The organism is Nostoc sp. ChiQUE02 (genome assembly GCF_034531305.2).
Taxonomy (GTDB): Bacteria; Cyanobacteriota; Cyanobacteriia; order Cyanobacteriales; family Nostocaceae; genus Nostoc.
This window is the reverse complement of the sequence record NZ_JAVRBN020000040.1, coordinates 53,718-64,001: the sequence shown is the minus strand read 5'-3', so window position 1 is coordinate 64,001 and position 10,284 is coordinate 53,718. Positions and strand designations below refer to the sequence as shown.

Annotated in this window: 8 protein-coding genes; 2 read left to right on the top strand and 6 right to left on the bottom strand. The window is 43.0% G+C overall.

Annotation, left to right across the window (positions count from 1 at the left end):
- Nucleotides 1-134: 134 nt before the first annotated feature.
- From RM347_RS28540 to RM347_RS28520, 5 genes are all read right to left on the bottom strand, one after another.
- Entirely contained in the window at nt 135-365 is a 231-nt protein-coding gene (locus RM347_RS28540; protein WP_322719266.1) for a hypothetical protein, read from the bottom strand.
- Nucleotides 343-630: a BrnT family toxin gene (locus RM347_RS28535; RefSeq protein WP_322719267.1), complete on the bottom strand. Its 288-nt coding sequence runs from the start codon at nt 628-630 to the stop codon at nt 343-345. The genes RM347_RS28540 and RM347_RS28535 overlap by 23 nt, the downstream gene beginning before the upstream one ends.
- A gap of 106 nt (nt 631-736) precedes the next feature.
- On the bottom strand, nt 737-3,223 hold the full coding sequence (locus RM347_RS28530) for a filamentous hemagglutinin N-terminal domain-containing protein (protein ID WP_416211908.1): 2,487 nt from the start codon (nt 3,221-3,223) through the stop codon (nt 737-739).
- A 244-nt stretch (nt 3,224-3,467) separates the two neighbouring features.
- Complete coding sequence (locus RM347_RS28525) at nt 3,468-3,800, bottom strand: hypothetical protein (RefSeq protein WP_322719269.1); 333 nt, start codon at nt 3,798-3,800, stop codon at nt 3,468-3,470.
- A gap of 513 nt (nt 3,801-4,313) precedes the next feature.
- Nucleotides 4,314-6,086: a hypothetical protein gene (locus RM347_RS28520; RefSeq protein WP_322719270.1), complete on the bottom strand. Its 1,773-nt coding sequence runs from the start codon at nt 6,084-6,086 to the stop codon at nt 4,314-4,316.
- Between the two features lie 650 nt (nt 6,087-6,736).
- Here RM347_RS28520 and RM347_RS28515 point away from each other — a divergent pair.
- Together RM347_RS28515 and RM347_RS28510 are read left to right on the top strand one after the other, a co-directional pair.
- Entirely contained in the window at nt 6,737-7,963 is a 1,227-nt protein-coding gene (locus RM347_RS28515; RefSeq protein ID WP_322719271.1) for a succinate--CoA ligase subunit beta, read from the top strand.
- 90 nt (nt 7,964-8,053) lie between these two features.
- Nucleotides 8,054-8,935, top strand: coding sequence for a succinate--CoA ligase subunit alpha (locus RM347_RS28510; RefSeq protein ID WP_322719272.1), 882 nt, complete (start codon nt 8,054-8,056; stop codon nt 8,933-8,935).
- A gap of 260 nt (nt 8,936-9,195) precedes the next feature.
- Here the strand turns inward: RM347_RS28510 and RM347_RS28505 are convergent, their stop codons facing one another.
- Nucleotides 9,196-10,284 (bottom strand): sensor histidine kinase, encoded by a 1,089-nt coding sequence (locus tag RM347_RS28505; RefSeq protein ID WP_322719273.1) that lies wholly within the window; start codon nt 10,282-10,284, stop codon nt 9,196-9,198.

Below are 10,284 nucleotides of genomic sequence, written 5' to 3'. Positions count from 1 at the left end.
CTATTCCTCAAGCACAACGCGCCCTCTCCAATCAACTGCACAAAGTTTTTTCTTTCTTTGTATGAAACCACCCTGCCCTTTTTAAGGGGGGTTGGGGGGATCGAATCAAAACCTACGCAGTATTGGATCGCAGTTTATCTTTCAGTCTTTGGAATCGCTGAGAGTAATGCACGGAGAGCGTTGTTAACCGCTTCTGATGTTTTGAATATCTCAGCGACATCAGCATCTAGGATAACTGTCAAAGGAGCTTTTTCTTGCTGACTGGCGAAACGGTTGGGCAAGGCTTTGCGATAGTCAAAGTTATACTCTGGAAGCAAATCATCGTCTGCGTTGTTGTGGAATTCAGAAGCCTGTGAATTCTTCATAATCTCTTCGTTCTTTCTTGGTTGCTAGACGGGCGCTAATGATACGGATAACGTTTGCTCTTTCTATAAAACAAACCAATAACAAGCGATTGTCTTGATCGCGTCCGATAATGATTTCCCGTCGTTCATCAACAGAGTGCCATTCATCGTTGAATATGTAAGCTAGAGAGTCGTTGAAGACTGTCTTAGCCGCTTCAAAGCTGATGCGGTGCTTGTTGAGATTCAAACTAGCTTTTTGGTTATCCCATTCGAATTCTAAATTCATGCCCTGATATGAGGCTACTCTACTTGCAATAATCTCTACTTACAAAACAAAACTTAATTTTTTCTAAGAGCTAATTCGTAAAGAGAATCTCGCCATGTCTCAAACTCTAATGAGCAGCGCAAGATGTAGCGGTGAGCGAGGAGTTATGGAGCGACGCTGTGGGTACTTGAGCAACCAGAACCACGTTCCCATTGGCATCTATTACCCATCCTTGGGCTTCTACAATTTGAGTAGGTTCATTGACAGAATTCACTTTCTGTGATTTTTCTTCTGTGTTTCGCTGCGCCTGAACAACGGCTCTTTTCTGAATACCGCCAGCACGATTCTGACTCTCTGGAGAGAGTGTGATCCAATCTGCCAGCACCACATCATCAGCTATCAATGGCTCTGTGGGATCGGCTACTAATCCTCCACGCCCAGTAGCAATAAATGAACTTCTGGCTATTTTTCCACCAGAATCACAACCAGCAGCAATTTGTTGTGAAGCATCAACCAGATTTACGGGCAATTCTGCTAATCCTTTACTAGGGTCAGCATCCGGTGAGTTGATTTGTACAGTGCCACTTAATGAAGGGTTTTGCTGAGAAAATGCAGTGATGTCACTTGTTCGCAGGTTATTCGGGTTGATTTCCTTTGGATCAAGTCTCTCTACCTCTGCACGAGTGCGCGGCACAAAACCAAAGATGTTCTTAGTGGTGATTGTGATTTTACCACCTGAGCCAGAGACGGCGTTGGCGGTGATATCGTTATTTCCAAAAGGAGTGGCGACGAGGAAGCCATTAGGTGCTTTTATGGTGATATTACCACCATCTCCATTACCCCTGGCGTTAGTGGTTATTTGACTGTTGCGGCGCATTAGTAATAAATCTCGCACCTCTAGAGTAATGTTACCGCCCTTACCTGACTCACTATTAGACGTGAGTTTTCCTTTGGTGTCCAGAAGTATGGAGCGAGCAGTTACATTTAGATTGCCGGCTGCTCCTAAATTGCTTACATCCCCTTGATAGATTACATTCTCTGGAAGCCCTGGAAGTTCGCTGCTCACAGTTATTGTAGCCCCATCCCGGATAATTAATTTATTTGTATCTATTGTCACTTTCCCTGCATCCCCCGAACCGTTAGTAAAAGCAGACAAGCCGCTGGGTGTAGAACCATTAGCTGAAATTCCAGTTATTTCTATAGACTCGGAGGCGTTTACAGTCAAATTTCCTCCTTTCCCTGTAGCTGGGAAATATTTGTTAAAATCTAGCGTTCCTGAAGACTGTGTTGTTACTTGTGCCCCACCCTGGATACGCAACTTTCCAGTATTGATCGTTATATCACCAGCATTTCCAACATCCGGAGTTCCACTAAACAATCCACTGAATGAAAAACTACGACCCAAGGAGAAACCACCGATTAAGTCCACAGAATCTGAGGCGTTTACGGTCAATTTTCCTCCTGAACCCAAGCTTTGTTCTACATTCCCAACTTGTGCTCCATTTCTGACTTGTGCTCCATTGCGGACAATCAACTGACCAGTTGTAATCGTTAAGTCTCCAGCGTCTCCCGCACCAAAAGTGACAGCCGTCAATGGTGTGCCGGGACCAATTAATTCCACGGACTCTGAGCCAGCCACCGTTAGATTTCCTCCCGGTTGGGAACCCAAGGTATTAGCTAAAATCTGTGAAAAGCCAGTTAACAGAATGCGCCTACCCTGTACCTGGATATCGCCACTACCTTCGCCACTAACATCTACCTGAGATCGCTTTGCAGAACTGTTAACAGTTCGCTGCATTAGTTGAATGTTCTGAAAATTCTGGACACCTTCATAACCTAAGACCCAACCTTGGTTCGTTGGCTTCAGACTGACCAGACTATTGCCAGCAACACTTCCTAGCTCAATTCGTCCCCGTTTTGCCGTTAAATTCCCGCCCTCCAAGGTTATATCACCGCCTACAAGCGCCAAGGTTTTACCTGACTGCACTTGTAGACCAACGGGGGCATTTAAGCGATTGGTTGCTTGATCTGGACTAGCTTGGGATTCATTGCGGATGAAACCTGGATTTGCTCCGAATTGTAAGCCAGTCGGAACACTTACTATTAGCAGAGGTACGGTTTTGGGATCTGTAGTACTAAATTTAGTATCATTAGCAAAGTTCAGGCTACTCGCTGTACTTGCTACAAATGAACCGCCTATATTTAAAGAAGCATTGGGCCCAAAAATAATCCCGTTAGGATTAATCAAAAACAGATTAGCTTGGTTATTAGCTTTAAGGATTCCATCAATATTTGAAATAGATTTACCTGTTACCCGAGTAATGATGTTCTTAATATTTGGGGCGTTGTTGAAATAAGCTGCGCTTCCAGTGCGAACAGAAAACTGTTCAAAGCTGTGGAAAAGGTTCGTATCGCGAATTGCCCCACCATCGATCTGGTCAGTAGGGAGTCTATCAATTAGCTTGGGTGTAACAATTGAATTTTCAAATCCCAAGGTGTCATCCGGTGTAATCTGAGACAAAGCATGACTTCCAGAAAAAGTAAGTGTTCCAGTAAATGCCAAAACACTAACTAACCTTAACTTCCAGTACCGACTGCTTCGGCTTTGATACATCATAGAATTTGCACCTTAATCAATTTCTTACACCAAATATGAATTAGGAAAAATGTGAGACAAGCTAAGAAGATGAAAGTTACCAGCTTTTCAATTCAGATATTCCCCATGACGACCATAGACATGACAAAGAATTTATCTCCTCGGACTGGCAAGATGCAATCGCAAAGCTTCTATGCCTAAATCTTTGTCAATAAGTAGGGATTAATCGGATATTAGTAAACTTATTGAAATTTTGATGCTCTTATTGACAGTCCATCCAGCAACCATCAGGATTGTTGTCTATCGGGCAAGGCTTACGCAATACTATGCAGTATGTATTCAATTTCTTGTCTGGAAATGCTTGCAAAAATTTCTTGGTTTGCTGATGTCCGCCAACGTCATTAGATTGGTGTTGATTTAGATCGAGTGTATACTGAAGTTTAAAAACATCTTGTGCTGATATACCGTATTTTTCGAGTACTTTGCTTAAGTTAGAGTTACTCAGGATATTCAGCATTTCCTGCTTAATTTCGTCTTTTAAGAGCTGTAATGTGTGATCATCTATAACTGTTGGCTGTACTGTTTGAGATTCCATGAATTTTGCTCTCCTTGCAGACTGGTAAATATGTGAACCTATTTTGTGATGTACTAAATTAACGTGACTTCGATTAGTACAGTTTGGCGACGAAGAAATCAAGGATACAGAGTCTAGAGTGGCACGACAGCATTAGGTTTCTAACGCTCTTGCGAACTCCCATAATTATGACTTCAGCTTGGCTAGTTATAATTACGCATTGTGTAATAAAACTTCATATATTTCTGCCGGATTTCCTTAAAGCATTCATGAATCTAGCTACTGACCGTTGCTCACTCAAGAGGATTGAGTAAATAAAATATGTTTTTTGTGTTGGGTGTTGAGGATGATGGAATCTGCGATACTTTCGGTGGGCTACGCCAACGCACCCACACCTGAGTTTAGGATCGCTCGTATGAATGTCATTGTGAAACAGCGATCGCACCACACCTAAGTTGAGTAGAAGGAGCGATCGCTTATATGAAGGTCATAATCTATTCCTAACTCCTCACTCCTAATTCCTAACTTTTCTACTTACCCGCCTAAAGTCCGTGTATAAATTACCTGACCTTGGGAATCATAGAGGAAAAGGGACACATTGGCATTGTCACTAATTACAGCTAAGGCTTCCCGTAAGATTTGCAAGTGATTGGTAACATCAACAGCAGTATCCGAGTTCTCAGAATAAGGATTAGCCAAATTATTTTGCCTGATTTGGTCATACTCAGGGGTTAGCCGGACGATAATTCCTGCATTGTCCATGCTAGAGGTGCAAATCCGAATTCCATTAATACAGGTTTTATCTAAGTCAGTGCGGGTTTGTTGCAAACTACTAACAACTTGTAGTTTTTCTTGTGCTTGTTTGAGGGCTGCTGAATAGGGTTCGATGAGAGACTGAGCCTGAGTGTAGTACAAGCTATCTTCGGAAATCTGTTTAGCAAAGTGCAAAGCCTGATCCCAGTATGTCGCCGCTGCTTGCCATTGGTTTTGTTGCTCATATATTTTGGCTTGCTTGGCGGTGCTAAGGGTTTGTTGGTAGCTTTTAACAGCTAATCGTTCTTTAGTAGCGCGATCGCGTGCTACTGCGAACTTAGGTTTATAATCTAGCAACAGCTTTTGGGCTTCTTGATATTCAGCGCTAGTCAGCGGAATGGTATTCAAGGCATTAAGTACCACCAGCCAAGTAGACTGCACCTTTTGCCAGTCATTCAAAGATTTAGCAGTAGCTTCTCGGTTCTCGGCTGCAACAGCAACAGCTTTTGCTGCTATTAGTTTTTTCAGCCATTTTTCCTCAGTAAATATCTGTTGATTTACAGCACGCAAACGGACACGATAATTAAGTAACTTACCTTGCACCAGTTCATAGAGTTCACTAGTGGAACTTATAGCTTCTAGTGGCGCTATAACCTTTCGCCATAAGTGTTGCCTAGCTTGTAATTCCTCTAGGCTATATGCAGGAGTTTGAACTTTTTGCGTTGCCAAAGATGCTGTCTGCAAAGCCTTGACTACTTGGTTGATTTTCTCTGCTCGTCCAGACAAGCTTGCTTTTAGTGCTTCTGATACCTGGTAACGGGGCGACCAACTAGGAATTGTATTCAGGGCATTACTGGCCGCCACAAGTTGCTGTTGTACAGCTACTAATTCTTTTTCAGACTTGGCGTGGCGCATCAGTTGCGAGGATTTTGTTTTTAATTGCTCGGCGTTTTGTATCTCTTTGCACTCAGACATCACACAAGGACGAGTCAAGAAGTAAGCACCACCGCCTAAAACTAGAATTCCCACCAATGCTGCACCCAGTAGGATAGGTTTGACTTGGAATCCTGGCTTTGAAGCGGACAAATTCGCCACATCTGCAAACGGGTCAAACAGTTCTTCTTCCTCAATCTCATCGATTGATGGAAAATATGTCAGAGCTGATGAGGAGGATGAATAGGATATTGCTTCCCCTGCTCCCCCAGTTTCCCCATCTCCCCATCTCCCCATCCCGCCATCCCGCCATCCCCCTGTCTGCTTCAATGCCAAGAAACATTTGGCATAAGGGAGTTGTTCACCAAAAACTCTGAGGAAACATTGCACCCGCTGCTCTTTGTGGGGTGCTAGAGACTGAAGTACTTCCTCAATGACTGCAAAAATTAGTTGAGCATCAACTATTACATCTGATGCGTGTTGCGTTAAAATCATTAGCTCGTCTTTATTGACGGCACACTTAACCTCGAAGACTTCAGCCGTTGAGACTTCTACAAGTAATTGTTCCTGCAAAGTTTTGGCTAAAAGCTGTAAATCTTCCTGCTGGACTGCTACTTTCATAGAGCTTTCCCGCTGAACTTCTATATTGTTTTGATTATTTTTAAGAGGATGAAACGAAATTTCTCGGTTTGTTGAATGCAAATGCACAGTTTAACCAACCACAGCCTGAAAATCTGAACGACCAACTTTCTAACACAAATTCTGACTTTTCACCAAAATTTAAAAAAGCAGTTATTGTTCGCGTCGCTACATTTTCATAGCGGTAGATGCAAAATTAAATAATCTGTCTTCAGATATAAATTACAAATAAAAAATGGGAATAATAGAGTTTTTGAGTATTTTCACTGCATTATTTCGCGACAATAAAATTCACAGGAGCAACTGCTCTGCAAAATTCTAGTTGCAGAGCAGTTGTGACCAAATTATCCAAAGGTTAAGGAAATGATGCTATGTCAGAGGGTTTTGACAGATATGCTAGTTATCTTCTATGCTGAGAAACCTACTGAGAAGATTAATTAAGTCTTGTGGCTCTGGTACAAACAGGTTGGCTATCGAAATTAATGTACCTCATTTGCTGAATTCGATAAAATTGATCCGTGAAAAATAAGTTTTTATAGCTGCCAAAAGCTTAATTATGCAATAAAGGTGCTGCAAAATATTAAGACAGCACTAACCAAAAGCTTGGAAAGTGTCAATACTAAGGTGTATCAATGGATTTATTAGAGTACCAAGTTAAAGAATGGTTTGGGAAGATAGGCATTCCGGTATTGCCTTCCCAACGAATTGACCATCCTACAGATTTGAAACGTTTAAAAATTCGCTTTCCAATTGTACTGAAATCTCAAGTACACGGAGCGGAACGGGCAAAAGCAGGTGGAGTCAGGTTTGCCCAAACGACTATCGATGCGATCGCAGCTGCTCAAAATATCTTTAGTTTACCAATATGGGGCGAATTGCCAGAAGTTGTGCTGGCAGAATCTCAATACGACGCCAACCAAGAATTTTATCTCGCAGTGGTTTTAGATACTGCTGTCTGCCGACCGGTACTTTTAGGTTGCAAAGAAGCAGACATCGATTGGGAATCCGCTGGGGAAAAAATGCACTACGTTGTCGTAGAACAGGAATTCTCGCCATTTTATGCCCGACGATTGGCTTTGAAAATGGGTTTGCAGGGAACGCTGATGCAGTCGGTAAGCAGCGTTGTCCAGAAGATGTATCAGTTATTTGTGCAAAAAGACCTGGATTTAGTTGAAATTAATCCTTTGGCAGTCAGTGCTACTGGTCAAGTTATGGCTCTTAATGGTAAAGTCAGGGTCAATGAACGCGCGATCAAGCGTCATCCCGATCTCGCCGAGATGGCGGCAAAAATTATCAGCCGTCATACCAGTACTGAAATCAACGGTATTTTGGGCGACTGGGATGGTGTGCAAATGCATGGAAAAATCGGGATTTTAGGTAATGGTACTGGTTCAGTGATGGCAACTTTGGATTTAGTCGCTAATGCTGGTGGCAATCCAGGTGTTTGTTTGAATCTACGTCATGCTTTTCTCACAGATACTACACCAACTACCTTCCGCGATCGCCTAGAGACAGGTTTGAAAATCCTGGAGGCTGACAAAAGCATTCAAGTAATACTAATTAACTTTTTGGGTAGTATTCCTCAAACTGAGGAAGTGGCTGAAGTTATAGCCAGAGTTGTGCAACAAGACAATAGCGAACTTCAATCACAGGTTGTAAATTCTAATGGTAATAAAAGTCGGCGAGAACCGAATTTTTCACCCTTGGTTGTCCGTCTTGCTGGTTCTGAATTTAATGCTGCTAAAAAATATTTAGCAACACTAAAAACCCACAGTAACACGCTTATCGTGGTAGAAAACTTAGATGAGGCAGTGGCGGCAGCAGTTCGTCTTGCTAAACCAACGGCTAATAAAAAGTAGTAAAAATTTAATCAATACGACACTGTAAACTTGTCGTTTTTATCCCCAGTAGTTTAAGACGCTGGGTTGCTAAACTTACGGTAATTTTTTATGAACATAACGCCAGAGAGTAAAGTCTTAATTCAAGGCTTTTGTGAATTTATATCAGGCACTCATGTTGCTCAAATGCAAGCTTATGGCACGAATTTAGTAGCCGGTGTCAATCCTGGATGTGGCGGACAGGAACTGCATGGACTGCCAGTATTTGATTTAGTAGAGGAGGTAATAGAACAATTTGGGGCAATTGACACGACAATTATCTGTGTAGACCCTTACGACGTGCTAGATGCAGCATTAGAAGCGATCGCATCTCATATTCGCCAGATTATTATTATCACTGCTGGCGTGCCGCCTTTGGATATGGTGCAATTACTCCGCAAAGCTGAAGCCTGTGAAACTTTGGTAGTCGGGCCAAATAGTCCGGGGATCATTGTGCCAGGGAAAATTCTCTTAGGGACTCAACCCAGCGAATTTTATACCCCTGGAACAGTGGGAATAGTCAGCCGTAGCAGCACCCTCACCTACGAAATTGCCTACGAATTAACAAAAGCAGGTTTGGGGCAGTCGATTAGTGTCAGTATTGGTAGTGATGCGATCGTTGGTTCCTCATTTCTCCAATGGCTGCAAATTCTTGATGAGGATGAAACCACACAGGCGATCGTTTTAGTCGGTCAACCTGGTGGTGGTAGTGAAGAAGCAGCAGCCAGGTACATCACTGAGGCAATTGATAAACCAGTAATTGCCTACATTGCAGGCCGACAAGCACCACCAGGAAAAACGTGGCGTCAAACCGGGACTTTAGCAACGGTTATCGGACGCGATCCTAATTTTGGCACAGCCCAAAGTAAATTAGCTGCTTTCAAAGAAGCGGAAGTTCCAGTAGCTGAACGCCCTTCTCAGATTCCAGAATTATTGAGAAAGGAGATTAACTAATTACCAATTACAAATTATTTGGTGAGTCTTAGGAACGATTTTGAGGGAACAAGTAGGCGATCGCAGCGTAACCAGAAAGACTGAGTAAACTAACCAAAAAAGCAGCCAGAACAAAAGTAGACATAATGTTACACTCTATGCATTTCCAAAAGCTTGGCATCCATCAACAAACCAAGATTTTGGATACTTTCAAATTAGCAATTGGGTATGACACAGCCATGACTACCTTGTGTCAATCTCTCGGCTATCAAGGTTTTGCCTCAAGCTAAAGGCAGAAAAAACCGAAACGTACTGCCAACTCCCAATTCGCTTTCTACCTGAATTTGACCGCCTTGTAGTTCAATCAAACGACGGGAAATAGTTAAGCCAATACCAGTGCCTCCGGAATGGCGATCGCGCGATTGGTCGGCTCGCCAGAAGCGTTCAAACACATGGGGCAAATTTTCTGGAGCGATACCAATGCCTGTATCCATAACTGCAATCCAGAGTTGAGATGCTTCAGTCCCAACAGCAATAGTAATTGAACCTTCGTTAGTGTAACGCACTGCATTACCTAAGAGATTAACCAATACCTGTTCCGTGCGGTCAATATCTGCCAATACCAGAGGTAGCACAGATGGACATTGCAAGAGCAGAACTGGCCCATCTTCCAACAATTGGTCGGTAAATTTCTCTACTAATGACTCTAACAACGGACGCAGATTTACCTGTTTTATATTAATTGGCAGATAACCAGCTTCTGCCTTAGACAGCTCTTGTAAATCGTTCACCAACCGCTCTAAGCGCCTAGTTTCCTTCGCTAAACGCCGATAGATTTCAGGAGACGCTTCAATTTCCCCATCAGCCAGTTCTTCCAAGTAACCGCGCACCACTGTTAACGGTGTTCGTAGTTCATGGGTCATGTCTCCAATCACTTCTCGCCGCCGCGCTTCTACCCCTTCTAAACTAGCTGCCATTCGGTTGAAACTAGCACTCAATCCACTGAGTTCGGGAATGTCAGATACTGGTAGTCGTGCATCCATCTGACCAGCAGCAAATTTTTGGGTGATTTGTTCCATCTCGGTCAACCGCTGCATAATCCGTCTGGACACCCAGTAACTCAATCCTCCAGCTGCGGTGGTACCGACTAAGACTGACCAAATAGTGCTTCGCTGCCAAGCAAGTTCAAATCCTGTAACCAATTCAGCACGGATATCGATTAAGTCGAACCCCTGATTTTCTAATCGTTCCAAATGCAAGATAAAGAAACGGGGGGAAGAGATTTTGCTGATGCTCACCAGACTAGCTACCCCCACGATCATTACTACTAAGTGGGAGAAAAACAGGCGCCCTCTCAGCCCCATCTTCAT